A 26237-nucleotide genomic window follows, 5' to 3' on the forward strand; every position below is an offset into this window, starting at 1 on the left:
GGTGCCGGAGGTGGTCAGCGCGGTATCCTCGGTCACGGCCCCACTGTCGCTGCCGGTAATCACCGCCGCATCGTCGGTGCCGTTGACGGTAATCGTGACGGTCTCGCTGTCGCCACCGGCGGTAGTAACGGTGAAGGTCTCGCTCAGCTGATCGCCGGCGCCGAGGGCCTGAACGTCGCCACTTTCGTTGTCGAGTTGATAGGTCCAGTTTCCAGAGGCGTCGATCGCGAAGCTGCCGTAGCTGCCAGTGGTGTTCGGCTGCGCGACGAAGCCGGACTGACCCGCATCGGTATCCGTCGCGGTCAATGTGCCGGAGGTGGTGAGTACCGTGTCTTCGGTGACGCTGCCGGTCTGAACGCCAGTGATCTCGGCAACGTCGTCGGTGCCGTTGACCGTGATGGTGACGGTCTCCGTATCACCGCCGGCGGTAGTAACGGTGAAGCTCTCGGTCAGCTGATCGCCGGCGCCCAGGGCCTGGACGTCGCCACTTTCGTTGTCGAGCTGGTAGGTCCAGTTACCGGCCTCGTCGATGGCGAAGCTGCCATAACTGCCGGTAGTGTTCGGTTGCGCGACGAAGCCGGACTCGCCCGCGTCGGTGTCGGTGGCCGTGAGCACACCGCTTGTGGTGAGCGCGGTGTCTTCCGTCACGCTGCCGGTCTGCACGCCGGTGATCTCGGCGACGTCGTCGGTGCCGTTGACGGTAATCGTGACGGTCTCGCTGTCGCCACCGGCGGTGGTGACGGTGAAGCTCTCGGTCAGCTGATCGCCGGCGCCCAGAGCCTGGACGTCGCCACTTTCGTTGTCGAGTTGATACGTCCAGTTTCCAGCGGCGTCGATGGCGAAGCTGCCGTACGTTCCAGCCGTGCCCGGCTGCGCCACGAAGCCGGACTCGCCGGCGTCGGTATCCGTCGCGGTCAGGGTGCCGGAGGTGGTCAGCGCGGTATCTTCGGTGACGCTGCCGGTCTGAACCCCGGTGATCTCGGCGGCGTCATCGGTGCCGTTGACCGTGATGGTCACGGTCTCGGTATCACCGCCGGCGGTGGTGACGGTGAAGGTCTCGCTCAGCTGATCGCCGGCGCCCAGGGCCTGGACGTCGCCACTTTCGTTGTCGAGCTGATACGTCCAGTTACCGGCCTCGTCGATGGCGAAGCTGCCGTACGCTCCAGCCGTACCCGGTTGCGCCACGAAGCCGGACTGCCCCGCATCGGTGTCGGTGGCCGTGAGCACACCGCTTGTGGTAAGCACCGTGTCCTCGGTCACTGCTCCGCTGTCGCTGCCGGTAATCACGGCGGCGTCATCGGTGCCGTTGACCGTGATGGTGACGGTCTCGGTATCGCCACCGGCGGTGGTGACGGTGAAGGTCTCGGTAAGCTGGTCGCCGGCGCCGAGGGCCTGGATATCGTCACTTTCGTTGTCGAGCTGATAGGTCCAGTTACCGGCCTCGTCGATGGCAAAGCTGCCGTAGGTGCCAGCCGTGCCCGGCTGGGTGACGAAGCCGGACTCGCCCGCATCGGTATCCGTCGCGGTCAATGTGCCGGAGGTGGTCAGCGCGGTATCTTCGGTCACCGCCCCGCTGTCGCTGCCGGTAATCACGGCGGCATCATCGGTGCCGTTGACCGTGATGGTGACGGTCTCGGTATCGCCGCCGGCGGTGGTGACGGTGAAGGTCTCGGTAAGCTGATCGCCGGCGCCCAGGGCCTGGATATCGTCACTTTCGTTGTCGAGCTGATAGGTCCAGTTACCGGCCTCGTCGATGGCAAAGCTGCCATAACTGCCAGTGGTGCCCGGTTGCGCGACGAAGCCGGACTCGTCCGCGTCGGTGTCGGTCGCGGTCAGGGTGCCGGAGGTGGTCAGCACCGTGTCCTCGGTCACGGCCCCACTGTCGCTGCCGGTAATCACCGCCGCATCGTCGGTGCCGTTGACGGTAATCGTGACGGTCTCAGTATCGCCACCGGCGGTAGTAACGGTGAAGGTCTCGCTCAGCTGATCGCCGGCGCCCAGGGCCTGGACGTCGCCACTTTCGTTGTCGAGCTGATAGGTCCAGTTTCCAGCGGCGTCGATCGCGAAGCTGCCGTAGCTGCCGGTGGTGTTGGGCTGCGCGACGAAGCCGGACTCGTCGGCATCGGTGTCCGTCGCCGTAAGCACACCGCCTGTGGTGAGCGCGGTGTCTTCCGTCACGCTGCCGGTCTGAACCCCTGTGATCTCGGCCGCATCGTCGGTGCCGTTGACCGTGATGGTCACGGTCTCGGTATCACCACCGGCGGTGGTGACGGTGAAGGTCTCGGTAAGCTGGTCGCCGGCGCCGAGGGCCTGGATATCGTCACTTTCGTTGTCGAGCTGATAGGTCCAGTTTCCAGAGGCGTCGATGGCAAAGCTGCCATAACTGCCAGTGGTGTTGGGTTGCGCGACGAAGCCGGACTCGCCGGCGTCGGTGTCGGTGGCCGTGAGCACACCGCTTGTAGTGAGCACCGTGTCCTCGGTCACTTCTCCGCTGTCGCTGCCGGTAATCACCGCCGCATCGTTGACCCCGGTGACCGCCACCGTGACCGTCGCCGTGTCGCTGCCGCCCTGACCGTCGCTGACGGTGTAGCGGAATGTGGCGTCGCCGTTGAAGTCCGCGTCCGGCGTGAAGGTGATGGTGCCGTCGGCGTTGAGCGCGGCCGTCCCGCCCTGACCGCCGCTGACGCCGGTGATGGTGAGCGTGTCGCCGTCGGCGTCGCTGTCGTTGGCCAGCAGCGTGCCCGGCGCGATGGTCAGCGCGGTGTCCTCTGCCGTAGTCAGGGCGTCGTTGCCGGCGCTTGGATCGGCGCTGTCGGCCTCGGCGACCGGGGCGTCGTTGACACGGTTGATCGTGACCGCCTTGGTCGCTGTAGAGGTCAATTCCCCGTCAGAAGCGGTAACTGTGACAGAAAGCGTGGTCAGATCCAGCGCGTCGTCGTTGACTGCGTCGACACCGGCCTGCGTCAGCGTGATTTCGCCGCTGTCGGGATCAATGGCCAGATAGCCATTGTCATTGTCGGTGAGGCCATAGGTGATTGCCTCGCCTTCCGGGTCCGTCGCCGTAGCCTGGCCGATGACCTGGCCGGCGCTGACGTCACCTTCCGTGAGCGTTTCAAGGGTGAGCGCGACATCGGTTGGTGCATCGTTAACACGATTGACCGTGATCGTCTCGGTCGCCGTGGAGGTCAATTCCCCGTCAGAAGCGGTAACTGTGACAGAAAGCGTGGTCAGATCCAGCGCGTCGTCGTTGACTGCGTCGACACCGGCCTGTGTCAGCGTGATCTCGCCGTTGTCGGGATCGATGGCCAGATAGCCATTGTCATTGTCGGCAAGGCCATAGGTAATCGCGTCACCGTCCGGGTCCGTCGCCGTAGCCTGGCCGATAACCTGGCCGGCGCTAACCGCGTCTTCAGTCAAGGGAAGAAGATCAAGCGTAGGGGCTGAGGGGGGTTGATTGAGCGCACTTGAGTCAATGATTGGGGCATTTTCTGATGAATCAGGATCAGGGCCTGCTCCCACGACGGTTGTGTTCGGCTCACTGTCATCGCCGGGCGCGGTATCATCGGCAGGCGCTGCGGTGCTTTCTGTTTGATCAGTAAACGTTGCACTGGAGCCTGAATCAGCCTCATAGCGATAGGTCGCGGTTTCTTCCCGGCCAGTACGAGAGACATTGAATCCCTGACCGAATCCGCCGCCGTCACCACCGGCATCCCCCGGTGCGTCACCGGCACCCGCAGCAGGCCCTTCCTGAATTCGAGTCGGGTCATCACCCCGCTCGATAGCGGCCAAAAGTTCAGCAACATCGGCATCCTGCGAGGAGACCGGGTCGGCTTGCGACGTTAGGAAAAGGCGGCCGTCCACACTCTCAAGCAAAACGCGGTTGTCCGCGGACACATCCAGAACCGTACCGTCTTCAGTCACGAGTCGAGCCCCGTCCGGTGCGTAGAGCGCGACACCTGTATCGATGGCTTCTCCGGCAGACAGGATTTTCTGGGGGTTGACGGAAAACAGAGCTCCGTCGATCCGCTCGATTATGACTTTAGCCATGGCACATTCCTCAAAAGTGATCCGCCTGAGCCATTACTGGCCTGAGACACGTCATCACTGGCGGGCGATACAATAAGTTACAGTCCGTCTATGTATCGCATCATATTACTCGATTAAGCCTTATTTGCTACTTGGCAGTGGTACTTTTTGATTCATCCACCAACCTAACAGTCGAAAATATTAATCCAACAGCGTTAGACGCAAAAATAAAGGGGATGGAACAGGAATTAACGGCGCAAAAAAGCCGGCATTAAGCCGGCTTGTTTCACGTTCAATCAACGCTTCAGATGATTACAAGGACACCACATCGAACTGAACGTTAGGGTTCACATCCGCGTCGTAATCGACGTCACTGCGTTCAAACCCGAACAGCTTCAGAAATTCGCGCTTGTAGTTGGCATAGTCGGTGATATCGAACAGATTATCGGACGTCACCTGGGGCCACAGCTCCTTGCAGGCATTTTGTACATCGTCACGCAGCTCCCAGTCATCGAGGCGTACGCGCCCCTGATCGTCGGTCGCCATCTCGCCATCGCTGTAGAGACGCTCACGGTACAGGCGATTGAGCTGATCGATGGTGCCTTCATGCAGGCCTTTTTCTTTCATGATCCGATAGACCATTGAAATATAGAGCGGCATGACCGGAATCGCAGCACTTGCCTGGGTGACGACCGACTTGAGTACCGCCACATTGGCACCGCCGCCAAGCTTGTCGTCGAGGGCACTTGCCGCGCGGTCCAGATCTTCCTTGGCCTTACCAAGGGCGCCGTGCCAATAGATGGGCCAGGTAATCTCAGTACCGATGTAGCTAAAGGCGACCGAGCGCGCATCGTCTGAAAGCACGCCGGCCTGGTCGAGCGCGTCGATCCAGAGTTCCCAGTCTTCACCGCCCATAACCTTGATGGTATTGGCAATTTCTTCATCGGTTGCCGGCTCGACCGACGCCTCGATGATCTGATCCTTGTTGGTATCGATCGCCGTGGAGGTGTAGGTCTCACCGATAGGTTTCAAGGCAGAGCGCAGAACCTCACCGCTGTCCGGCAACTTTCGAACCGGCGAGGCAAGGGAGTACACCACCAGATCGATCTTGCCCATGTCCTGCTTGATCAGTTCGATGGCCTTGTCGCGCGCCTCGTTCGAGAACGCATCGCCATTGATGGACTTGCTGTAGAGCCCATCCTGCTTGGCGAATTTGTCGAACGCCGCCGAATTATACCACCCGGCGGTTCCCGGACGCGTATCGGTGCCCGCCTTTTCAAAAAAGACCCCAAGCGTATTGGCACCGTAGCCAAACGCGGCCGTCACACGCGCGGCAAGCCCATAGCCGCTGGAAGCGCCGATGACCAGAACGTTTTTCGGGCCGCCCTCGTTCACGCCGAGCTTACGAGTCGCCTCGATCTGCTCCTGAACGTTCTTCTCGCAGCCCACCGGGTGCGTCGTCGTACAGATAAAACCGCGGACTTTCGGATGAATGATCACGCTGAACCTCGTTGTCTGGTCACTGTGCCACCATGCGTTCGCGCCATGGTGTATTGAGAAAGGCCGGCATACTCGCGGCAAAACGCGTATTGTGTCCTTATTGAACGCACGCTTCAATTTTTCGCCGCAACGGACGCTTCATGATCGACCGCGATACGCTTCTCGCCTCTCGCCAGACACTCTGGATGTCGCTGACTCGCCTTTGGCTCGATGACGAGCCCTCCCCCGATGACTATGACGATATGGCGAGCGAAATCCTGAGACACGACCACACCGACAAGCAGCTCGAGTGGATCTATCGCCTCGAGCTTGCGCCGGTCATGGTCAAGTATCAGGTATCGATTACCCAGGGCTGGAAGGCCTTCGAGCCCGAACGCATCCTGCCGCCACTGGTGCGTCACAACCAGCGCATGACGCCCATGAAACGCCGGTGGTGGATACTGATGTCTGGCATGACCACGGCGCTGTCACGCCCGCGCTGGGCAACCTTGATGCAGGAAGTTCAACATCGGCGCGGCCCACGCTGACCGCACTCATAAAAAAAGCCCGCGAATGCGGGCTTCTCAGAGGTCAAAACGTTTCCCAGTCAGAGTCATCGGCGGTCACGGGCTCGGCAGCGCGCGGCGCCTTTTTCGTTGCCACAGGGCCACTTGAACTGCCCATTGCGGCTTTCGGGGATGAGTGAGGCGCCGGTCGTGAGACAGCGGGCGGTGTAGACGTGACCTGCCCGCGAGTGGGTACCGGCCGGGCATTGGAGCGCTCACTCAACGTGAAGATCGCGACCTGACGGCTCAATTCATCGGCCTGCTCCTTGAGGCTATGCCCAGCGGCGGCCGACTCTTCCACCAGGGCCGCATTCTGCTGGGTGGCGCTGTCCATCTGGGCCACGGCCTGATTGACCTGTTCGATGCCTGAAATCTGCTCGCGGGTTGCGCTCTCGATTTCACTAACCAGCCCATTGACCTGTTCGGCGCGCCCTAGAAGGTTGGAAAGAATCCGCTCGGACTGCTCGACCAGTTCCACGCCATTGCGCGCCTTCTCCACGTTTTGCGCTACAAGGTCTCGAATTTCGGTGGCCGCATCGGCAGACCGCGTTGCAAGATTGCGTACTTCTGACGCCACGACCGCAAAGCCACGCCCCTGCTCACCTGCCCGAGCCGCTTCCACCGATGCATTGAGCGCCAACAGATTGGTCTGGAAGGCAATGCTGTCGATCAAGCCGACGATGTTTTCAATCTTGGAACTGGAGTCGTTGATTTCAGCCATGGCCTCACGGGTACGCCCAATCATGGCACTGCCTTGTCGTACCTCACCGTTCATGCCGCTCGCCAGTTCTGACATCGACCGCATGCTGTCGCCGTTTTGCTTGACGGTCGAGGTCATCTGGTCCATCGAGGCCGCCGTTTGCTCGAGACTTGCCGCCTGCTCCTGCGTACGTGCGCTTAAATCGTCATTGCCGTTCGAAATTTCGGCCACGGCGCTGTAGACCGCATCCGATCCCTGACGTACGTTCCCGACGATTTCAGTCAGCCGAGCCTGCATTTCACGCATGGATCCAAGCATGCGGCCAAACTCATCGCGTCGGTGGTTTGAAACCTCACGCGTCAAATCGCCGGAGGCAATTGCATCGGCAAGCGTCTGAGCCTCCGAAAGCGGGCGCACGATGCTTCGAATCAACCAGACCGCCAGCATGATCGAAAGCCCTACTGCCAACAAAATGGCAACGATAATGCTGTTGGAAAGCACGTCATAGCGCACCTGACCTGCTTTATAGGCAGTGCTCATTCGCTGTTGGTCGCTTGCAACAAGCCCATCGGTCAGCTCCATGAACTGACGATAGGCCGGAGAAATCACCGTGGAACCAATGGTATCGACGAGGTCAAAGTTGCCGGCCTGCATTCCACGAGTGACCTGCTCGTAGCCTTGCCAGAACTGACCGAGGCTGCGCTCAAGCTGCCCTAGCTGCTCGGAGGTGTTACCTGAGGCACTGGCAAGCGATTGATAGTGCTGCCACGCCTCTTGACTCTTGACCTTGAGTTCCTCGACGCGCTCATCGAGATTGGCAATGCGCGTCTCGTCTCGATAGCCGAAGGCAGCCAAGCCCTCGATGCGCACTTGCAGCAAGTTGGTTCGCACTTCTGCCATGGCGAGCTGCTTTTGCATTTGAACGTCATACAGTTCCGTGGCATCAGCGTTATTGGCTTGAAGCCCCACCTCGGCCGCAACACCAATCCCGATCATGAATGCGATACTTACGGCAAGAGTCGCGATGAGCCGTGTTTTAACGCTGCTTGCAAGTTTTATCATGAGAGCAATCCCTAACTGTCCCGACCGTTTATTTTTCGTTGGCTCTGAAGTTAAAGAAGCCAGCATCAAGGTTCTAATGACTTATCGGGCATTGCAGAAAGTGCTTTATAAGTTTTTGAAAAAATCAGTGCCAAGGGTCGAGAACGCGCGTTAAAAACGAATAACGCGGTTTTTTTGGCCGAAAAAAAGACCGCTCGGTAGAGCGGCCTTTTAAGCGCGAGTGGCCTTTATTGATGCACGGGCGTTTGAGACGGCGCGCGTTTCGACGGCGCCGAGTACGGCGTTTTGTTCGAAGAACTCAACGCGTGCGCAGGGTTCAAGGAAGTATCGGATTCAAGAGGCCCCACCTTGAAATAGGCAATGGCGGCTTTCAACACATCGGCCTGCGCCTTGAGCGACTCACTCGACGCCGCCGCTTCTTCCACCAACGCTGCGTTTTGCTGTGTGATGCCATCCATTTCGCTGACGGCAGTATTGATCTGCTCGATGCCAAGACTTTGCTCGCGGCTGGCTTCGGCCATCTCGCTCATAAGGTCATTGACGCGCGAGACGCTTTCGGCAATGGCCTCAAGGGCGCTGGAGGTCTCGGTGACCTGGTTGACGCCCTCCTTGACGCGGTCAGCGCTTTCAAGCACCAGCTGCCTGATGTCGCGTGCGGCGTCTGCCGAGCGGTTGGCCAGAGTGCGCACTTCAGAGGCCACCACCGCAAACCCCTTGCCCTGCTCGCCGGCCCGGGCCGCCTCCACGGACGCGTTCAGTGCCAGAAGATTGGTCTGAAAGGCGATACCGTCCATCAGCGACACGATCGAGACGATCTGATCGCTTGAGGTTCGAATCTCGTGCATGGCGGCCATCGCCTTGGCCGCCACATCACCGCCCTGACGAGACTGCCCAGCCATACCTTGAGTCAGGGTTTCAGCCTGTTTGGCGTTTTCGCTGTTGTTGCGAATCGTCGAGGTGATTTCCTCCATCGAGGCGGCCGTCTCTTGAAGGCTTGCGGCTTGCTCCTGGGTACGGTGACTGAGTTCATCACTGCTTGAGGCCACCTCACCGGCCACTTCCGCTACCGCCAGGCTGCTTTGCTTGGCTGAGCGAATCACTTCGACCAGGCGCGCCTGCATGTTGGAAAGCGATTCGAGCATGTGCCCGAACTCATCCTGTTCGTGCACCTCGACGCGATGGGTCAGATCGCCCTCTGCCGTGGCTTTCGCAACCGCACCGGCTCGCCCGAGCGGGCGCATGATGCTTCGTGTCAGCCAAAGTGCGGCCATTATGCCAAGTGCAAGCGCCAGCAGCGCCGCTGCCAGAATCAGGGTACGTTCCTGTTGGAAGCTTGCCTGCGCACGCTCGAACGAACGCGCCATGTCGGCGTTGTTATCATCGATTCGCTGCTTAACCAGTCCCAGAAACTCCCGGTACAGCGCCTCCCGCTCCTGAGTACGCGCAAGATCCGCCTCGAGCGCGACAAGATCATTATCAGTCACGTGCTGCGTGCTCATGAGCTCGAAGTTCTGCCAGAAGGTCTGGCTCAGGGCGACCAGTCGCGTGATATCAGGCGATTGACGACGCTCAGGGCTTAGCCCACGCAGGTACTCGTCGAGCTTGGCGTCAAAATGCGCGCGGTCCTTTTTACCTTGAGTGGCAAGCTGCGCCAGACTGTCAGGCGTTCGGGCCGCCACCGCCGACAACAGCAACGTACGCGCGTCTTGAAGGTCGGCCTGAAGCGCGCTGACCTGCTCGATACGCGTGACATCCTGATGATAAACATGCTCGAAATTGGCCATGACGTTATTCATGCCGTAGATGCCTGCGCCAGCCACCAGCGCCAATAACAGAAGGCATCCGCCCAACGCAGCCCAAAGGCGTGTTCTCACGCTGCGCTTCATCGATTTCATAGACCTGACTCCCCTGGCTCGATATGTGTTGTTTGCTATCGGCTTGCTCCAGACAGCCATTCATTCAAACCGAGGGAAACCATTTAAAAACAGCAAAAACGTCTAAAGCGCTCTTGAATAAATAATGAATATTCTCTTGCATCATTTTTACGAACACACCTATTAGGCCATCCCCAATACCTGCTTATAAAAAAGCCCGGCTGAATCAGCCGGGCTTTTACATTGCCACCAGTTTATAGAACCACAGCGCTAGCGGTCGGCACCGCCTTCGTCGCTGCCGTCGTTATCGACATCGGGCATGCTGTTGCGGCCCGTGGTTTCACCTTCAAACGCCCCCTTGTCATCGGCGTTCTTGGCAGAGCGGTTGACCACCTTTTCCTGACGCATCATGCGCAGATTGGCCGGCGGCGCCTTACCGTCCTTGTCCTCGCCGAAGTACATGGTGAGGTGCGGGAACGGAATTTCGATGCCGGCGGCGTCAAAGTGCTTCTTGACCAACCGGTTGAACGCACGGCCCAGCGACCACTGGGTGCCCGGCGTGGTCTTGATCATGATGCGGATATTAACGGAGCTGTCAGCGAGCGCGATCACGCCGGGCACCGTCATGTCTTCGAGAATGCATTCGCGCTGAGCCTCGTCCTGCTTGAGTTCCTCGAACGCGTCATGCAGCTTCTCGATCGCAAAGTCGACATCTTCACGGTAGGCAATGCCGTACTCGCCAACGTGATAGGCGAAATCGCGCATGTAGTTGGAGACCACATCGACCGAGGAGAACGGCACGACATGATAGGTGCCGGAAAGATCTCGAATGCCGACCGAGCGAATGGTCAGACGTTCGGCGGTACCTGTAATACCACCTGCGGAAACCACGTCGCCGGTGTTCATCGCGTTTTCGAGCTGAATGAATACGCCGGTAATCACATCCTGCACCAGCTTCTGGGCCCCGAAACCGATCGCAAGACCGACGACACCGGCACCGGCGATCAGCGGCCCGATATTGATGCCGATCTGGGAAAGCACGATCATGACCGTCATGACGGTAAGCGCGATGGCAATAGCGTTTCTGAACAGTGACAGCAGCGTCTTTTCACGCGCCGTCGGCGCCCGGCCGAATTCACCCGGGTTCAGACGATGCTCGATGAAACTCGCGAGTGCCGTCCAGATCAGCGCCGCCACCAGCAAAATGATGCCAACATGCACGATCATCGCGATGGTGTTCTTGCCCGAGCTTGATGCCAGCCAGCCGGTCAGGTCAAACGCACGCCACGCATCCAGAATAACCAACAGCACCGCGATCAGAAGCAGTGCGCGAACCACCTTCAGCGTGTTGGGGATATAGGAGTTCAGTCGCTGTTCGAGCTGAGGCAGACGCTGGCCCATCTGGTTGGGGAGCGTAATGCGAGACGCCAACACCTTGGTGATCATGCTCGAGAGCAACATACCAATGCCCGCGGCAATCAGCGTCTGGGCCGTGGCCTTGGCCATGAACGGCAGCGCCTGCTCCGGGTAGACCTGACTGATGACCAGAAGCACGGTGAAATAGGCGATCGCCAGTAGGTGCCAGATCTTGCCGAGTACGCGCATCAAGACACCAAACGCACTCATCGAGGCGTGTTCGGCGCGGTACTCGAGCCGCTGCTGCAGGTCAGCGCGATTGCTGAGAATCACGCTCAAGGCGTAGACATAGGCCACGACCATGATCAGAAGATCGACCAGTTTACCGAGCGACGGCGACAAGAGCCCTGCAACGAACGGTACCGCCACCATCATTCCATAGCCGATAAGCCCAACCAGCCGAGCGAGAAAGCGGTTCCAGTATTTTGCGACATCGGAGGGCATCGTAAACAGGCGAAGCCCTTCGTAGCGATCGGCAAATACCACGCGGATCAAGGCCTTGAAGACTTCGACAATCGCAAATGCGTTGATGAACAGCGATTGGTACGTACCGATGGTTGCGTTATCACCAAACGCGAACAGCCCGATGGCGTACCCGGTGACTGCCGCCAGCGCAATGACGATCAGATCAATCGCCAGACACAGCACCACGGCGCCAAGGCGCTTCAGTACGCTCGATGCCCCCTGCTCGGAGACCACCCAGCGATCGGCCTTGCGGAAAAGCGGACTGACCAGTGAGCGCAGCAGGAAAAAGGCAGCGATGGTGCCACCGATAACAATGCCCAGCCCGATCAAGCGACCGCTCAGCTCACCCCAGTTGGCACCATTGCCGTCGGCGCCATCGCCGATCGACAGAATCGCTGCCACCGAGCCGGTCACGTTGGCCGCCAGCGATTCGGCAAAGGCCTGGGTCGTGTCGGCGATCTGACGCGGCAACTCGCCCAACCCACCATCGCTGTCCCCTTGATCGGAGGTTGCGGCGTCGTTTTTGGGCGCATCCGACGGCGGCGTCTCGGCCTCGCTCTGACTGCCACCCTCCTGATTTGCAGCCACCGATCGGAGCTGATCGATCAACTGCTGTCGGGTCTGATCGTTTTCGAGCATGTCCGCAAGCGCCCCGGCGTCTGCCTTGCCTGAGGCATCGGTTCCTGCATCAGTCGGCGCGGCGTGCGCCAGCGGCATGGATAGACACAGGACCGCCATCATCATGGCGAACCATCGCCACACCCTATGCAACATCAACGTGGAAGCCACGCACTTACTCCTTTATCTCGGTTGATTGGTCGACGCAAGAATACCGCGTCCAGGTTTCGCGTCGAGTATGCACGAACAGTAGGGAAAAACACCGAACTCATCAAAGTAGCAATGGCTTATGCCGAGAACGGAATGGCCAAGGCTTCATCGATTGCCTGTGAAAGCGTCGAAGGCGACACCGCCGGTGCAAAACGGCGCATGACGTGGCCATCGCGGCCGATCAAAAACTTGGTGAAATTCCATTTGATCTGGCGTGAGCGCAGCACCCCCGGGGCCCGATGCTTCAAGAGCTGAAACAGGGGATGCGCGTTCGCACCATTGACGTTTACCTTTTCCATGATGGGAAAGGAGGTTTTGAACGACCGAGTACAGAACTGCTCGAACGAGCGCCCTGACTCAGGCGATTGATGCAGAAATTGATTGCACGGAAACGCCAGCACGGTAAACCCCTGCGCCTGATGGGTCTGATAAAGCGTCTCGAGTTCGGCAAGCTGCGGCGTGAACCGGCACTGGCTGGCCACGTTGACCACCATCAGCACCTGACCACGCAGCGCCCGAAGATTGAACGGCTCTCCCGAGGCGGTGTGGCAATCCTGAGTGTATATATCCATCGTTTCGGCCCATACCCCCTTTTATGACCCTAGACTGCCACGCAACGCATCAACGCTCTACCCATCGCACGTCACGAACTGTGTTCGAGCGCTAACGATGTGACAGACGCCTATCCCCGGTGCGATGCATTGAACTAACCCAGCAGGCTACCTATGTTTAAACCCAGCGGCCCCAAGGACGCGTGGGCCGACACACTGAAGGCCATAGGGATCTTGCCATGAAGACACAGTACGACTACCTCATCGTCGGCGCAGGAATGACCGCGGCCAATGCGGCCAAGGCCATTCGGAAAAATCGTCCAAGCGCCAGCATCGCCATTCTCGGCGAAGAGAAGCACCCCCCGGTTACTCGGCCGGCGCTGTCCAAGAAGCTCTGGACCGACCCGGAGTTTACCGAAGACGATATCTGGATGATTACGGACGACGACCGCGTTGAAATCCACACCGAAACCCGAATCACTCGACTCGATCGAGCGGCGCGCACCGTTGCAACCGAGGACGGTGCCGAGTTTGGATACTCAAAGCTACTCCTGGCCACGGGCGGTGCTCCGAAAACGCTTCCCGATTTGCCGGCCAGTGACCGTGTCCTTTACTTTCGAACCTACGCCGATTATCAACGCCTGCGCGACGCGGCAACGCCCGGCGCCCGCATGCTGGTTGCCGGCGGTAGCTACATTGGGTGTGAACTGGCCGCGGCGCTTGTCCAGCAAGGCTGTGAGGTGACCCTCATTACGCCTGATAACGTGCTCGGCGAGCCCCTTTTTCCCGACGCATTCGCGCGCCATTTTCAGGACACCTTTACCGAGCACGGCGTGTCGGTCATCACACGCCGGCAGGTAACCGGTGGAAGCGTCGGTGAGCAAGGCGTCTGCGTCACGCTCGACGATGGCTCGACCCTTGAAGGCGACATGCTGGCCGCAGGAATAGGCATCACGCCAGAAACGGCGCTTGCCGAGCAGGCGGGACTTTCCGTCGATGATGGCATTGTGGTCGATCAGTGGCTTACAACCGATGACCCGAACATCTTCGCCGCCGGAGACGTCGCGCGCTATCCAGATGTTCGTTTGGGGGCACAGCGCGTCGAACACGTCGACAACGCCAATCAGATGGGCACGCAGGCAGGGCACAACATGGCCGGTGTCGCCTCGGCCTATACGCACACGCCCTACTTCTATTCCAACGTGTTCGATCTCGGCTTCAGGGCCGTTGGAACGGCAGATGCTTCGAACCTGGACACCGTGTCGGATTGGCAAACGCCCAACCGTAAAGGGGCGATTTTCTATCTCGACGACGATACGTTGAAAGGCGTCATGCTGATTGACCTGGACGATCAACTGGACGCGGCTCGAGCGCTTCTCGAACAGCCAACGATTACCGATCGAGACGCACTCAAGGGCAAATTGACGTAAACGATACGCTCGTTCAGGGCCGCCCTACCGGGCACCCAGGTGACGCCAGAAGATAGACCAGTGCCGCTCGGGTGTCTGGTGTTACCTGCTGAAGTGCTAGTGCGTCAGCGATGTCGAGCCAGTCGGTGGCCTCGACCTCTTCAGGCTGGGGACGGATGGGGCCGGTCCATCTTGTCCAGAAAATATCGCCATGCACGTGAAGCGCGCCAAACTGGAACGAGCCTGTAAAGTTCAAGGGCGCGCTCACGCCCAACTCCTCGAATACTTCACGTCGTGCGCCTATATGGCGCGCTTCGCCCGCGGCAAGTACGCCACCGGCGCTGAGATCGAATGCACCGGGAAAGACATCCTTGATCTGAGTGCGTTTCTGGACGCAAAGTCGGTCGCTGTCATCGAAGACGAAAACATAACTCGCGAAATGCCAAAGGCGCAGCTGGCGCAGCCTGAAACGCCTGACCGAGCCACAGCGTCGTCCTTCGGGCGTGCATATCTGTACCTGCTCACGCGCAGCCCGCGCCTTGGCGCAGGCGCCGAACGCGCTGTCCTCATTCGCACTCTTCCCGTTCGCCCTCAATGCCATGCGTGTGCGACCTCGCCCAGAACGACTAAAGCCAACAGAATAAAAACCGCGCCCGACGCGCGCTCGACCAGCCATCCCTTTCGCCTCAAAAGTGCAAGCGGCGCCGGCCGCGCAAGCGCCTTCGCGACCAGAATGTACCAGAGCCCATCGATGATCATGACGGTCATGACCACCAGCGCGCTCGCAGCAAGTGAGCTGCCGGGTTCGATGAACTGACTCAAGAGCGCGACAAAGAAAAGAATGAGCTTTGGGTTGGCAAGCGCCATGCCAAACCCATCCCGCACGGCCGAGGCGATGTCCTGCTCTGCCACATCCGAGACGGTCGCCCCATCAGCCGCGGGCCGGGACCGAAGCGCGTTCACGCCAAGCCAAAGCAGGTAAATCGCTCCGACGATACTTATGAACTGATAGATCAGAGGAAAGCGGGTCATGATGAAACCAATGCCCGCCACGGTCATGACCGCGTAGATGCCCACACCCAGGGCATGACTCAAGGCTGCAGCAACGCCCTGAAGCGCACCGCCTCGCATGGTATGACGCACAACCATCGCAAGACTCGGGCCTGGGGATACGGCGCCAAGCACACAGACCAACGCAAGCGACCACCAATGGGCCCACGTCATGGCAACACTCCTTGTACGGCAAAGACATCAAGCACGAAACAACGCCGCATTATATTCGGAGAGACCAGAATGAAAACCGCGCATAAAAAAAGGCGACTCCCGACCATGCAGGAAGCCGCCCAAGGGCCATTCTTCTCATATGCGCGTACAGCTACCGGAAAACTAATTCAAAAGTTGCAAAAATAATTAGTTATTTCCTCCTAAAACATTAGAGAAGCTACATTGAAAAACCGCGTATTTCATCCGGTTTATGCTCCTTTTTTGAAACCTTTTGTAACAGCGTACTTATATACACCATTCGGTAGGCATAACCCGATATTCAGCGCTACGCTTACCACGACGCATGACAAGAAACCCTTGCCATTTTCCCGTTAACGTCAGGAGGACACTCAATGGGTATATTCAGCTCCAGCCGTGATCGTCGCCGTGCCATGGAACGCTGGCACGAAGAACTGGCCGAAGAACGCGACCGCTCCAAGCGCCGTCTGAGCCATCTGGGCGATGATGCGCGCGGTCACCTTGATCATGCGCGTGCGCGCCTGCATGACGGCCAGGAGCGCGCGATCGACTACGGTCAGCGCGCGGCCTACGGGATCGACCGCCATGTTCATGAAAACAGCTGGTCCTACATTGCAGCCGGAGCTGTCGTGGGCCTTGCAGCAGGTGTGTTGCTGGGTCGACGCCGCTGGTAAAGCGCAAAAAAACCCGCCGAAAGGCGGGTTTTTTTACTCTTTATCAAACCAACGTGCGTTCTCCTTCCAGCGCACAACACTGATCGAACACGCGCATCAATCGACGCACCTCCTTGCGTTTGACCTCTGACAACAGCGCTGAACTATTGAGGCACCCAAGGCGCGTGAACAACAACGCGTTGATAAGCGCCTCGCCGCCGCCTTGATCGCCAATGAGACACATATTGTCCTCCAGAAGACGACAGGCTGACTCACGCCCCATGCCAAGTGCAGTATCGAGCATGAACGCAGCTACCGACCGCGAAAGACGCTCGAGCGCCATGGGCCTTATGTATTCACGCTCATAAATCTCGATCACTGCTGCATCATTCAACCGGTTGAGCGCAAGTGTTGGATGATGAAACGCCGCAAGCCCTGCACGGGCCCCTTTCAAGCACCCTTGCCCACACCAACCGGTATCCCAGTGCAGTGCATTGCGATGATCGGCACTGAATCGCTCCCTGAAATTCAACACATCTTCTGCTGTCTCGATAAAAGACATCGACGCCTCCTGCATCTTGTTGCGTGATAAGGGCATGAGGGACCTCACACCACGCCCAAGGAGGCTCGAACAGTCTTACATCTAAGAATACTTAACTTATAAAAGGGTAGACCACTCAGGGGAATGCCATTCAATAGCAACAAGATAAACTTAAGGGCGAGATATCCCCTCGCAACAGGCGATCAGGGCGTATGGCGACAAGCGCCCATGGAAGGCAACACATGAAGTGACAAGGGAAAAGTCAGACAGGCAACATCGACGCACGACACCAGGTCATCAAAGACCGGGGCGCAGGCGAGGGGAAAACACACGCAAAAATGTGACGTTCTCGTTGTTCCGGCATCGGATGCTGGTCACTGGAGAACAGAAAAGGCCAAAAGGATTAGGCTTGGATCGTCAAGAAAAGAGCGCATGTATGAATGCGTGGTACCGGAGGTCGGACTCGAACCGACACGGGGGATTAGCCCGGGGGATTTTGAATCCCCTGCGTCTACCAATTTCGCCACTCCGGCACGGAAGGACGAGGCGTATTATACGGGCCATTGCGCGCACGTCAATGACTTCAAGCCACGCCTTGGGTATCATGGCGCCCTTTTCACAGACCAGTGCCTTCTTTGACTCATGCAGCGCGCCGATTTCCATTTCGATCTGCCCGACGAGCTGATCGCTCGTTACCCAAGCGAACACCGCACCGACTGCCGTTTGCTCTGCCTCGACGGTGAACACGGAGCCATCGAGCACCGCCGATTCAACTACATTCTGGACGCCCTGAACCCGGGCGACGTGCTGGTATTCAACGACACCCGCGTCATCCCTGCCCGGCTGTTCGGCCAGAAAGCCAGTGGCGGCAAGGTCGAGATGCTCCTGGAGCGTCCGCTGGACGCGCACAGAGGCCTTGCGCACCTTCGTTCCAGCAAGTCGCCCAAGCCTGGCACTCGGCTGAGCTTCGAAGGCGGCATCGAGGCCGTGGTCGAGGCGCGTCACGACGCTCTGTTCGAGCTGCGCTTTCTCGGCGAGACGCCCTTGATCGAACTGCTCAATCAGCACGGTCACATGCCGCTTCCGCCCTACATCGAGCGGGAGGACGAGCTGGATGACCGAGAGCGCTACCAAACCGTGTATGCACGCCACGAGGGCGCCGTCGCTGCACCTACTGCGGGCCTGCACTTCGATCAGGAAATGCTCGATGCGCTTACCGCCAAGGGTGTGATTCTTTCCTATGTCACGCTGCACGTCGGTGCCGGTACCTTCCAACCCGTTCGGGTCGATGATATCGAAACGCACCAGATGCACAGCGAATGGCTCAAGGTCGACCAGGCCACCTGCGAGGCAGTTCGCGGCGCAAAGGCGCGCGGTAATCGCGTGATCGCGGTGGGCACGACCAGCGTGCGCTGCCTGGAAAGCGCAAGCGCGGACGGTGAGATCCGCCCCTACGAAGGTGAGACCGATATTTTCATCTATCCGGGCTATCGCTGGCGCTGCGTCGATGCACTGATCACCAACTTCCACCTCCCCGAATCGACGCTCTTGATGCTGGTCAGTGCGTTCTCAGGCCTTGAGCACGTCAAACACGCCTATCAGGCCGCCGTCGATGAAGGGTATCGTTTTTTCAGCTATGGCGACGCCATGTTCCTGACCCGCGCGCCCAAGCAGGGAGAGTCCCCCCATGCGTGATACCTGCCGCATGCAGTTCGAAACCACCGCAACCGATGGCCGCGCTCGCCGGGGCCGCCTGACGTTTCCCCGGGGTACCGTCGAGACTCCGGCGTTCATGCCCGTTGGCACGTACGGCACCGTCAAGGGCATGTCACCTGAACGCATCAAGGCCATCGGCGCCGAGATCATTCTCGGCAACACCTTTCACCTATGGCTCAGACCCGGCACCGAAGTCATCGAAGCCCACGGCGATCTGCACGATTTCGCGCAATGGGACAAACCGATCCTGACCGATTCCGGCGGTTTCCAGGTGTTTTCACTCGGCGACATGCGAAAGATCACCGAACAGGGCGTGCATTTTCGCTCGCCGGTCGATGGCGCCAAGGTGTTCATGGGGCCGGAAGAGTCGATGTCGATCCAGCGTTCACTCGGCTCCGACATCGTCATGATCTTCGATGAATGCACGCCCTACCCGGCGACGCCCGAAGAAGCCAAGCGCTCGATGGAGCTGTCGCTGCGCTGGGCCAAGCGGTCGAAAGAGGCTCACGGCGACTCCTCGGCGGCGCTGTTTGGCATTGTTCAGGGCAGCATGTACCCCGAACTCCGAAAGCGCTCACTTGAAGGCTTGAACGAACTCGACTTCGACGGCCTGGCCATCGGTGGCCTCTCGGTCGGTGAGCCCAAGGAAGAGATGCTCAAGGTCCTCGACTATCTGCCCGAGATGATGCCGGCTGACAAGCCGCGCTATCTGATGGGGGTTGGCAAGCCGGAAGACCTGGTCGAGGGCGTACGCCGCGGCGTCGATATGTTCGACTGCGTGATGCCGACCCGTAACGCTCGAAACGGCCACCTGTTCACTGCCGACGGCACGGTCAAGATTCGAAATGCACGCCACCGATACGACACCGCACCGCTTGAGGCGGACTGTGATTGCTATACCTGCGAACACTTCTCGAGAAGCTATCTACACCACCTCGACCGCTGCGGTGAAATGCTCGGCGCCGAGCTCAACACCATCCATAATCTGCGCTATTACCAGCGCCTTATGGCAGGTTTGCGCGGCGCCATCGAAGCGGGTACATTGACCCACTTCGTAAACGAGTTTTACACGCGACGCGGCCAGGAAACGCCTGAGCTCGCGACGTAAGCGATGCCTCTGGCATCATCGCCTCGCGTCGGTGCCGACCACCGCCTCGAGGCGATCACCCGTTTCATTCAAGCCCTTCAAGAGGACTGTTCATGCTGGACTTTCTGATCTCATCTGCTCAGGCAGCCGACGGCGCGGCCGGTGCCGGCGGCGCGGGCGCCATCGGCCAGATCGTAATGCTGGTCGGCTTCGTGCTGATTTTCTACTTCCTGCTGTGGCGTCCGCAGTCCAAGCGGGCCAAACAGCACAAGAAGCTGATTTCCGAACTTTCGACAGGCGATGAGGTCGTTATCGGCGGAGGCATGGTCGGTCGTGTCAACAAGGTGGGCGAAGAGTTCCTCACACTCGAGGTCTCTGATGGCGTTGAAGTCAACGTGCAGAAAAATGCCGTCGCCACCGTCCTTCCCAAAGGCACCCTCAAGTCTCTGTAAGCCTGAAGGGCCGGTCTCCCCGGCCCTCTTTTGATTGTCAGCAACCCAGGACAGAGCCCCGATGCTCAACCGTTACCCCATCTGGAAGTACCTGATCGTTCTTGTCGTGATCGTCGTGGGCGTTCTCTACGCACTGCCCAACCTCTATCCCGAAGACCCGGCCATACAGATCAGTGGCGACCGCGGCGTCAAATCGATCAGCCAGCAGCAGATCACTCAAGCCACCGATGCCCTTGATCAGGCTGGCATCGACGTCAAGGCCACCGAACTCACGCAAGGCAGCGCACTGATTCGACTCGATCACGCCGATGATCAGCTGCGCGCGCGTACCATCATCAACCAGACCCTCGGACAGGGCTTCGTGGTTGCGCTGAACCTGGCCGAGGCAACCCCGGACTGGCTGCGCGCCATCGGGGCCAAGCCAATGAAGCTCGGGCTCGACCTTCGCGGCGGCGTGCACTTCCTGCTGGAAGTCGACATGGACGCAGCCGTCAAGCAGCGACTCAACGTCAACGCCAGCGCCATGCGTGAAACGCTTCGCGATGAGCGCATTCGCTACCGCGGCAATGAGGTCAATGACCGCGCCATTGTGTTCAGCTTCCTCGATGAAAATGAGCTCGAAAAGGCCCAGAGCGAGTTGAGCACCCAGTATAACCAGTTCGATTTCACCACCCGTGAACAGGGTCGCGAGCGTCAGCTCGTCATGACACTGACAGATCAGGCGGTTACCGACATTCAGGATTACGCGGTCAAACAGAACCTGACCACGATCCGAAACCGCGTCAACGAACTTGGGGTTTCCGAACCGCTGGTGCAGCGCCAGGGGCCAAGCCGCATCGTGGTCGAGCTTCCAGGCGTTCAGGACACCGCCGCCGCCAAGCGCGTTGTCGGCGCGACAGCCAACCTCGAATTCCGGCTTGAAGCCTCCAATAACAGCGGCGCCGATCAGACCGAGACCTTTGGGTTTCGAAACGACCCTGCACGCAAGGCAGCGCTCCAACGCGACGTGATCATTACCGGTGACAGCGTCTCGAGCGCAAGCCAGAGCTTCGATCAAAACGGTCAGCCTCAGGTCAACATCAACCTGGACGGTCCCGGCGGCTCCAAGATGAACCGTGCGACACGGGCCAACATCGGGCGCAACATGGCGGTGCTTTACATCGAGCACAAGAGCCGCACCCGTACGGTGATGCAGGATGGCAAGGAAGTCGAAAAGCGCATCCCCTACACCGAAAAAGGCATCATCAGCCTGGCGACCATCCAGAGCGCACTGGGTAACCGATTCCGCATTACCGGGCTCGATTCACCCACGGAAGCCTCGGAACTTGCGCTACTGCTGCGCTCGGGGTCGCTGGCCGCACCGATCTACTTCGCTCAGGAACGCACCATCGGGCCAAGCCTTGGCCAGCAGAACATCGACCGCGGCGTTCTATCGGTTCAAATCGGTCTGGTGCTTGTGGTGCTGTTCATGCTGCTGCGCTACAAGGCGTTCGGCCTGATCGCCAACGCCTCGCTCACCATCAACCTCGCGCTTTTGATCGCGGCGATGTCGATGCTGGGCGCCACACTAACGCTTCCAGGCATTGCCGGTATCGTACTGACACTCGGGATGGCGGTGGACGCCAATGTCTTGATCTATGAGCGCATCAGAGAGGAAATCAGGCGCGGCCTCAGCCCGCACCAGGCCATTCATACGGGCTATGAACGTGCCTTCACCTCGATTCTGGACGCCAATATCACGACCCTTCTGGTGGCCCTGATTCTGTTCTCGATCGGCACCGGGCCGGTCAAGGGCTTCGCCGTCACGCTGTCGCTCGGCATCCTGACGTCGATGTTCACAGGCCTGATGGTCAGTCGCGCCATTACCAATCTCACGATCGGCGGAAAAGCGCTGAAGAAACTCTGGATCTAAGGGGCCGATCATGACCAATTTTGACTTCATGAGTAAAAAGACGGCAGCGTTTGTCGTCTCTATCGTGTTGACGCTTGCAGCCATTGGCGCGCTCGCGATCCAAAACCTCAACCTGGGGCTGGATTTTACCGGCGGCACGCTGGTGGAAGTTCAGTACGAGAACGCACCCGAACTCGACGATGTTCGTCAGCAGCTTTCCGAGGCTGGCTATCGCGACTTCTCCGTACAGACCTTCGGGGAAGCCAACGATATTCTGGTTCGACTGCAACAGCAGTTCGATCAAAGCGTGGGCGAAAGCGTAACCAACGCCCTTTCGAGTCAAACAAGCTCGGTGCAGCTGGTACGCGCTGAATTCGTCGGCGCCCAGGTCGGCGACCAGCTTCGCGATCAGAGCGGACTCGGCATGCTGATCGCACTCGGCGTGGTGGCGCTTTATGTCGCAATTCGCTTTCAGTACAAGTTTGCGCTTGGCGCCCTGCTCTCACTCGGTCACGACGTCATCATCCTGCTTGGTATCTTCGCGTTCTTTCAGATCGACTTCGATCTGACCGTGTTGGCCGCCGTGCTTGCCGTGATCGGGTACTCGCTCAACGACACCATCATCGTCTATGACCGCATACGAGAAAACATCCGCAAGTCTCAGACAAACGACCTTGCCAAGATTTTCAACGACGCGATCAATCAGACGCTTGCGCGAACGCTGTCCACCTCGGGGACCACGCTGCTGGTGCTCCTGGCGCTGTACTTCCTTGGCGGGGACATGATCCACAACTTCTCGCTGGCGCTGATCATCGGGGTCGTTCTGGGGACGTTCTCATCGGTCTATGTCGCCTCGGCGCTGCTGCTGGTGGTCAAGCTCAAGCGCGAGGACCTCATTCCGACCAAGAAAGAGGAAGTCGAGGACGAGCTGCCCTAACCTCCAACCGCCTGGTTGAGCGGCCCTGCATCGATGCAGGGCCTAAACATCGACACAGGGAAATGCAGGACATAAAAAAAGCCCGGTTAAAGAACCGGGCTTTTTTTGTAGGTGCCGACGCAAGCGCACCAGACCAGGTGATCAGGCGTTGACCAGGCTCGGCTTCACCAGTTTCACCAGCTGCTTGTAGAGTCGCGGATTGGCAGCCATCAACGCACCGTCGGGTTCGACCTGCGGCTGCCCGCTCGGCGTACCGATCAGCGCACCGGCCTCTTTCAGCATCAGCTGGGCGATGGCCAGATCCTGCTCTTCAATACCGAACACGAAGGCTGCATCGACGCGCCCCGAGGCGAGCTCAGCAAGTTCGAGCACCGGACAACCCAGTGTTCGAACCACGCTTGACTGCACACCGATGCGCTGCAGCACGCTCAGGTAATCCGGGAAATAGCGCGAGCGCACATGCATCTCGGGCACGCCCATGGCGAGGCGAACTTCGTCTTCGGTGATGTGACCACTGACACGCATTCGCTTATCGTTGTAATGCGCGCCGCGCCCACGACTGGCGAGGTACTCATCATCAGTGAACGGGCTCAGCACAACGGCGTGCTCGGCACGGCCCTTGAACATGCACACCAGCGACAGGGCACAGCCGTTGGCATTGATGGCGAGGTTCTGGTAGCCGTGAAACAGCTCGATTTTCCAGTGGTAATCCGCGCCTTCGCCACTGCCTTCCTTGAAGGGCAGGTAACGGCCGCTGATGCCGTGAAGCGGGTAGCCCTTGGCAAACTGCCGCGCGATGTTTTCCTCGATATAACGCGCGGTGTCGACCAAGAGCGCGTCCTGAGATTGGGTTTCTCGAGCGATGTCCAGACGATCACGGACTCGATTGAGCTGTTCGGAGGCGCCGCGTAGAGCACGCAGCGCAAATTGGACCATAGGATGCATGATCGGGCCTTGAGCGGTGAAAATGGGGCTGTTAAAGAACCGCGCGATGATATCAAAAAACGCGGCGCGCTGCGAGGCCGTCGCACCGCATATCCGGCTCGACGTGCTAGGATAGCGCGCTTGTCGCATTTAAGAGAGTAGCCTTTCCTCATGCTTGACCGCATACGCATCGTGTTAATCGGCACCGGCCATCCGGGCAACTGTGGCGCGACGGCCCGGGCCATGAAAACCATGGGCCTTGACCACCTCGCGTTCGTCACCCCCCGCTGTGACCCGTTCGATGAAGAAGCTCAGGCGCGCGCCTCGGGCGCGGAAGATATTTTAAATAGCGCTCGGATGTTCGAAAGCCTCGATCAGGCCGTCCAAGACTGCACCCTGGTGGTCGGTTGCAGCGCCCGCTCACGCACCCTGCCCTGGCCGATGATCTCACCGCGGGAGCTTTCCCGGCGCCTGCCGAGTGAGCTCAAAGGCCGGGGAGACGCCCCCGGCAAGGTCGCCATCGTGTTTGGACGCGAAGACTCAGGGCTCAGCAACGATGAGCTGCAGCGCTGTAATCAGCATGTGCACATCCAGGCCAACCCCGGTTATAGCTCACTCAATCTGGCGGCCGCGGTTCAAGTTCTTTGCTATGAGTGCCGCCAGGGTTGGCTTGAGGCCGAAAGTGACCCAGGCAACGTCGCCCTCGACGAGACCGCGCTGGAAAAAGCGAAAGGGTCAGAGACCGCGCACGAGAAAATGCCCTTCGGCGTAACGTGGGACCATCCGCTGGCGAGCCACGACGACCTCGAACGCTTTTTCACGCACCTGGAAACCAGCCTGACTCGCTCCGGCTTCCACCGACCCGATAACCCACGCCAGCTCATGGCCCGGCTGCGCCGACTTTATCTACGGGCGCGACTCGACACGGTCGAGGTCAATATCCTTCGGGGCATGCTGACCGAATTCGACAAGCACACGCCTAACGACTAAGCCGAGAGCAAGCCATGCTTGAGTTGATTAAAGAAGACATTCGAAGCGTATTTGACCGCGACCCGGCCGCACGCACCACCTTCGAGGTACTGACCACCTACCCCGGTCTGCACGCTGTCATGGCGCACCGCATCTCGCACCGGCTCTGGACGCGCAATCTCAAATGGCTGGCCCGATTCAATTCGACGCTGGCCCGCTGGTTGACCGGCATCGAGATTCACCCCGGCGCCCGAATCGGTCGGCGGTTTTTCATCGACCACGGCATGGGCGTTGTGATCGGTGAAACCGCCGAAGTCGGCGATGACGTCACGCTCTATCATGGCGTCACTCTTGGCGGCACAACCTGGAACAAGGGCAAACGCCATCCCACACTCGGTAATGGCGTCATCGTGGGCGCAGGCGCCAAGATTCTTGGCCCGATTACCCTCGGCGATCAGGCGCGTGTCGGCTCGAATGCGGTCATCACCAAGGATGTGCCCGAAGGTGCAACCGCGGTCGGCATCCCGGGCAAGGTCGTGAAGCAACGCAAGGACGCGTCAAACGACGCGGCGAGCGACCGCCCCGAGCGTGCGGCCATGCGTGACAAGCTCGGCTTCGATGCCTACGGCATGGGCGAGGAGATGCCCGATCCCATGGCGCGCTCACTGCACGCCGTACTCGACCATATTCAAAGCGTCGACGACCGGATCGACCGCATGTGTCTTGCGCTTCGAAAGATCGATGACACCTTTCGAACGCACGACCTGCCCTCGCTTGATCGCGACGACTTCATCGCCGCGCTCGATGAACTCGATTACCCCTGTTCACCGCGCCACGATTCAGCGGATAAACGCGACGCGACAGACGGCCACGATACGCCGCCCCGAAAATAGTTGATTATTTCACTCAGGTTTTCGAAAATACGTACAGCTTGTAGGGTCTTTGAACAGGAATCATCATGCGCCTCACGACCAAGGGTCGATACGCCGTCACCGCGATGCTCGATCTGGCCATTCGTCAGCCGGAAGGGCCGTTGAGCCTGGCCGACATCTCAAAGCGCCAGGAGATATCGCTGTCCTATCTGGAGCAGCTGTTTGCCAAGCTGCGCCGCCAGAACCTGGTCAAGAGCGTGCGTGGCCCCGGTGGAGGCTATCTTCTGAACAAGGACGCCGATGACATCGCCGTATCGGCCATTATCGATGCGGTCAATGAATCGATCGATGCGACCCGATGCCAACGCGCAGGGGATTGCACGCACGGTGAGACCTGTCTGACCCACCACCTGTGGTGCGATCTTTCCGATGCGATTCATGATTTTCTGAGCGGCATCACGCTCGGCGAGCTGTTGAGACGCCGTGAGGTGCAGGCCATCGCTCAACGACAGACACAAAGGGCCGATGAAGAGCCTCAACCTTTAACGCTTCCCCACGCCACCGGTCACTGAAGGGT

At 59.3% G+C, this 26237-nt stretch carries 21 protein-coding genes and 1 tRNA gene; 11 read left to right on the forward strand and 11 right to left on the reverse strand.

Annotated features, from left to right (window positions below; genetic code table 11):
• Together NAT49_RS06010 and fabV are read right to left on the reverse strand one after the other, a co-directional pair.
• A partial coding sequence (locus NAT49_RS06010; protein ID WP_251591977.1) for a beta strand repeat-containing protein occupies positions 1–4047 on the reverse strand: 4047 nt, incomplete at its 3' end.
• 291 nt (positions 4048–4338) lie between these two features.
• Positions 4339–5526 (reverse strand): enoyl-ACP reductase FabV, encoded by a 1188-nt coding sequence (gene fabV / locus NAT49_RS06015; RefSeq protein ID WP_251591985.1) that lies wholly within the window; start codon positions 5524–5526, stop codon positions 4339–4341.
• Between the two features lie 140 nt (positions 5527–5666).
• Here fabV and NAT49_RS06020 point away from each other — a divergent pair, with 140 nt between their 5' ends.
• On the forward strand, positions 5667–6053 hold the full coding sequence (locus NAT49_RS06020; RefSeq protein WP_251591987.1) for a DUF7079 family protein: 387 nt from the start codon (positions 5667–5669) through the stop codon (positions 6051–6053).
• A gap of 43 nt (positions 6054–6096) precedes the next feature.
• Here NAT49_RS06020 and NAT49_RS06025 read toward each other — a convergent pair whose 3' ends face one another.
• The 4 genes from NAT49_RS06025 to NAT49_RS06040 form a co-directional block, all read right to left on the reverse strand.
• Positions 6097–7833 carry a methyl-accepting chemotaxis protein gene (locus NAT49_RS06025; RefSeq protein WP_251591995.1) on the reverse strand — a complete coding sequence of 579 codons (1737 nt, stop codon included), beginning with the start codon at positions 7831–7833 and terminating at the stop codon, positions 6097–6099.
• Between the two features lie 227 nt (positions 7834–8060).
• Positions 8061–9728 carry a methyl-accepting chemotaxis protein gene (locus NAT49_RS06030; protein ID WP_251591998.1) on the reverse strand — a complete coding sequence of 556 codons (1668 nt, stop codon included), beginning with the start codon at positions 9726–9728 and terminating at the stop codon, positions 8061–8063.
• A gap of 249 nt (positions 9729–9977) precedes the next feature.
• Positions 9978–12377, reverse strand: a complete 2400-nt coding sequence (gene ybiO / locus NAT49_RS06035) for a mechanosensitive channel protein (RefSeq protein ID WP_251592000.1) — start codon at positions 12375–12377, stop codon at positions 9978–9980.
• A 116-nt stretch (positions 12378–12493) separates the two neighbouring features.
• Complete coding sequence (locus NAT49_RS06040) at positions 12494–12988, reverse strand: glutathione peroxidase (protein WP_251592002.1); 495 nt, start codon at positions 12986–12988, stop codon at positions 12494–12496.
• Positions 12989–13206: 218 nt separating this feature from the next.
• Between NAT49_RS06040 and NAT49_RS06045 the strand changes: the two genes are divergently transcribed.
• On the forward strand, positions 13207–14397 hold the full coding sequence (locus tag NAT49_RS06045) for an NAD(P)/FAD-dependent oxidoreductase (protein ID WP_251592009.1): 1191 nt from the start codon (positions 13207–13209) through the stop codon (positions 14395–14397).
• A 13-nt stretch (positions 14398–14410) separates the two neighbouring features.
• Here NAT49_RS06045 and NAT49_RS06050 read toward each other — a convergent pair whose 3' ends face one another.
• Together NAT49_RS06050 and NAT49_RS06055 are read right to left on the reverse strand one after the other, a co-directional pair.
• On the reverse strand, positions 14411–14977 hold the full coding sequence (locus NAT49_RS06050) for an NUDIX domain-containing protein (protein ID WP_251592011.1): 567 nt from the start codon (positions 14975–14977) through the stop codon (positions 14411–14413).
• Positions 14968–15600: a LysE family translocator gene (locus NAT49_RS06055; protein ID WP_251592013.1), complete on the reverse strand. Its 633-nt coding sequence runs from the start codon at positions 15598–15600 to the stop codon at positions 14968–14970. Before NAT49_RS06055 ends, NAT49_RS06050 begins: the two co-directional genes overlap by 10 nt.
• A gap of 392 nt (positions 15601–15992) precedes the next feature.
• Between NAT49_RS06055 and NAT49_RS06060 the strand changes: the two genes are divergently transcribed.
• Positions 15993–16292 (forward strand): glycine zipper domain-containing protein, encoded by a 300-nt coding sequence (locus NAT49_RS06060; RefSeq protein WP_251592015.1) that lies wholly within the window; start codon positions 15993–15995, stop codon positions 16290–16292.
• Between the two features lie 43 nt (positions 16293–16335).
• Here the strand turns inward: NAT49_RS06060 and NAT49_RS06065 are convergent, their stop codons facing one another.
• Both NAT49_RS06065 and NAT49_RS06070 read right to left on the reverse strand, forming a co-directional pair.
• Positions 16336–16833 (reverse strand): glycosyl hydrolase 108 family protein, encoded by a 498-nt coding sequence (locus NAT49_RS06065; RefSeq protein WP_251592017.1) that lies wholly within the window; start codon positions 16831–16833, stop codon positions 16336–16338.
• Positions 16834–17257: 424 nt separating this feature from the next.
• Positions 17258–17345, reverse strand: a tRNA-Leu gene (locus NAT49_RS06070).
• Positions 17346–17454: 109 nt separating this feature from the next.
• On the opposite strand from NAT49_RS06070, the gene queA reads away from it, so the two are divergent.
• The 5 genes from queA (at position 17455) to secF (ending at position 22895) form a co-directional block, all read left to right on the forward strand.
• Entirely contained in the window at positions 17455–18507 is a 1053-nt protein-coding gene (queA, locus tag NAT49_RS06075) for a tRNA preQ1(34) S-adenosylmethionine ribosyltransferase-isomerase QueA (protein ID WP_251592038.1), read from the forward strand.
• A 10-nt stretch (positions 18508–18517) separates the two neighbouring features.
• Positions 18518–19636: a tRNA guanosine(34) transglycosylase Tgt gene (gene tgt / locus NAT49_RS06080; RefSeq protein WP_432806150.1), complete on the forward strand. Its 1119-nt coding sequence runs from the start codon at positions 18518–18520 to the stop codon at positions 19634–19636.
• 92 nt (positions 19637–19728) lie between these two features.
• Complete coding sequence (yajC, locus tag NAT49_RS06085; protein ID WP_251592057.1) at positions 19729–20067, forward strand: preprotein translocase subunit YajC; 339 nt, start codon at positions 19729–19731, stop codon at positions 20065–20067.
• 61 nt (positions 20068–20128) lie between these two features.
• Positions 20129–21979: a protein translocase subunit SecD gene (secD, locus tag NAT49_RS06090; protein ID WP_251592059.1), complete on the forward strand. Its 1851-nt coding sequence runs from the start codon at positions 20129–20131 to the stop codon at positions 21977–21979.
• A 10-nt stretch (positions 21980–21989) separates the two neighbouring features.
• The gene (gene secF, locus NAT49_RS06095) at positions 21990–22895 is read left to right on the forward strand and encodes a protein translocase subunit SecF (protein WP_251592061.1); all 906 of its coding nucleotides are present in this window, start codon (positions 21990–21992) and stop codon (positions 22893–22895) included.
• 141 nt (positions 22896–23036) lie between these two features.
• Here secF and NAT49_RS06100 read toward each other — a convergent pair whose 3' ends face one another.
• On the reverse strand, positions 23037–23840 hold the full coding sequence (locus tag NAT49_RS06100; RefSeq protein WP_251592063.1) for an inositol monophosphatase family protein: 804 nt from the start codon (positions 23838–23840) through the stop codon (positions 23037–23039).
• Positions 23841–23990: 150 nt separating this feature from the next.
• Here NAT49_RS06100 and NAT49_RS06105 point away from each other — a divergent pair, with 150 nt between their 5' ends.
• From NAT49_RS06105 to iscR, 3 genes are all read left to right on the forward strand, one after another.
• Complete coding sequence (locus NAT49_RS06105; protein WP_251592065.1) at positions 23991–24809, forward strand: RNA methyltransferase; 819 nt, start codon at positions 23991–23993, stop codon at positions 24807–24809.
• Between the two features lie 14 nt (positions 24810–24823).
• A complete protein-coding gene (cysE, locus tag NAT49_RS06110) occupies positions 24824–25681 on the forward strand; it encodes a serine O-acetyltransferase (RefSeq protein ID WP_251592067.1) in 858 nt (285 codons plus the stop codon).
• 65 nt (positions 25682–25746) lie between these two features.
• Positions 25747–26232 carry a Fe-S cluster assembly transcriptional regulator IscR gene (gene iscR, locus NAT49_RS06115; protein ID WP_251592068.1) on the forward strand — a complete coding sequence of 162 codons (486 nt, stop codon included), beginning with the start codon at positions 25747–25749 and terminating at the stop codon, positions 26230–26232.
• Positions 26233–26237: the final 5 nt, after the last annotated feature.

The organism is Larsenimonas suaedae (assembly GCF_023712105.1).
GTDB classification, from domain to species: domain Bacteria; phylum Pseudomonadota; class Gammaproteobacteria; order Pseudomonadales; family Halomonadaceae; genus Larsenimonas; species Larsenimonas suaedae.

Excerpts from the sequence above, each read along its gene's own strand:
- NAT49_RS06020 (WP_251591987.1), top strand. The coding sequence starts at position 5,667 with ATGATCGACCGCGATACGCTTCTCGCCTCTCGCCAGACACTCTGGATG.
- NAT49_RS06025 (WP_251591995.1), bottom strand. The coding sequence starts at position 7,833 with ATGATAAAACTTGCAAGCAGCGTTAAAACACGGCTCATCGCGACTCTT.
- NAT49_RS06030 (WP_251591998.1), bottom strand. The coding sequence starts at position 9,728 with ATGAAATCGATGAAGCGCAGCGTGAGAACACGCCTTTGGGCTGCGTTG.
- NAT49_RS06040 (WP_251592002.1), bottom strand. The coding sequence starts at position 12,988 with ATGGATATATACACTCAGGATTGCCACACCGCCTCGGGAGAGCCGTTC.
- NAT49_RS06045 (WP_251592009.1), top strand. The coding sequence starts at position 13,207 with ATGAAGACACAGTACGACTACCTCATCGTCGGCGCAGGAATGACCGCG.
- NAT49_RS06050 (WP_251592011.1), bottom strand. The coding sequence starts at position 14,977 with ATGGCATTGAGGGCGAACGGGAAGAGTGCGAATGAGGACAGCGCGTTC.
- NAT49_RS06055 (WP_251592013.1), bottom strand. The coding sequence starts at position 15,600 with ATGACGTGGGCCCATTGGTGGTCGCTTGCGTTGGTCTGTGTGCTTGGC.
- NAT49_RS06060 (WP_251592015.1), top strand. The coding sequence starts at position 15,993 with ATGGGTATATTCAGCTCCAGCCGTGATCGTCGCCGTGCCATGGAACGC.
- NAT49_RS06065 (WP_251592017.1), bottom strand. The coding sequence starts at position 16,833 with ATGTCTTTTATCGAGACAGCAGAAGATGTGTTGAATTTCAGGGAGCGA.
- queA (WP_251592038.1), top strand. The coding sequence starts at position 17,455 with ATGCAGCGCGCCGATTTCCATTTCGATCTGCCCGACGAGCTGATCGCT.
- tgt (WP_432806150.1), top strand. The coding sequence starts at position 18,518 with ATGCAGTTCGAAACCACCGCAACCGATGGCCGCGCTCGCCGGGGCCGC.
- yajC (WP_251592057.1), top strand. The coding sequence starts at position 19,729 with ATGCTGGACTTTCTGATCTCATCTGCTCAGGCAGCCGACGGCGCGGCC.
- secD (WP_251592059.1), top strand. The coding sequence starts at position 20,129 with ATGCTCAACCGTTACCCCATCTGGAAGTACCTGATCGTTCTTGTCGTG.
- secF (WP_251592061.1), top strand. The coding sequence starts at position 21,990 with ATGACCAATTTTGACTTCATGAGTAAAAAGACGGCAGCGTTTGTCGTC.
- NAT49_RS06100 (WP_251592063.1), bottom strand. The coding sequence starts at position 23,840 with ATGCATCCTATGGTCCAATTTGCGCTGCGTGCTCTACGCGGCGCCTCC.
- NAT49_RS06105 (WP_251592065.1), top strand. The coding sequence starts at position 23,991 with ATGCTTGACCGCATACGCATCGTGTTAATCGGCACCGGCCATCCGGGC.
- cysE (WP_251592067.1), top strand. The coding sequence starts at position 24,824 with ATGCTTGAGTTGATTAAAGAAGACATTCGAAGCGTATTTGACCGCGAC.
- iscR (WP_251592068.1), top strand. The coding sequence starts at position 25,747 with ATGCGCCTCACGACCAAGGGTCGATACGCCGTCACCGCGATGCTCGAT.